The organism is Pedococcus sp. P1_H8, assembly GCF_056405175.1.
On sequence record NZ_JBFUCP010000113.1, the window covers coordinates 1 to 534 of the forward strand.

The window sequence follows — 534 nt, forward strand, 5'->3', positions numbered from 1 at the left end:
CCGAGACGGCGATGGACGCCGCCGCGAGCTTCTTGCCCTCCAGGGCGCCGCCGAGCAGGTCCCGCAGCCGGGCCAGGTTCTCGTCGTCGATGGTGTCGCCCAGTTCGACGATCCGCTGGTCCACCCGGCCGGAGTCGGTGATCAGCACCAGCAGCAGCCGGGCCGGGGTCAGCGCGACCACCTCGAGGTGCCGCACCGACGACGCCGACAGCGTCGGGTACTGCACGACGGCGACCTGGCGGGTCAGCTGCGCCAGCAGCCGGACGCCGCGCCGGAGCACGTCGTCCAGGTCGACGCCGGACTCGAGGAACTCGAGGATGGCCCGGCGCTCGGCCGGCGAGAGCGGCTTGACGTCGGCGATCCGGTCGACGAACTGCCGGTAGCCCTTGTCGGTGGGCACGCGGCCGGAGCTGGTGTGCGGCTGGGCGATGTAGCCCTCGGCCTCGAGCACCGCCATGTCGTTGCGGATGGTCGCGCTGGACACCCCGAGGTTGTGCCGCTCCACGAGTGCCTTCGAGCCGATCGGCTCCTGGG

General features: G+C 72.5%; 1 protein-coding gene. It reads right to left on the reverse strand.

The features are described 5' to 3' along the window. A partial coding sequence (locus tag AC1DYG_RS19110; protein WP_477641440.1) for an HrcA family transcriptional regulator occupies positions 1–534 on the reverse strand: 534 nt, incomplete at both ends.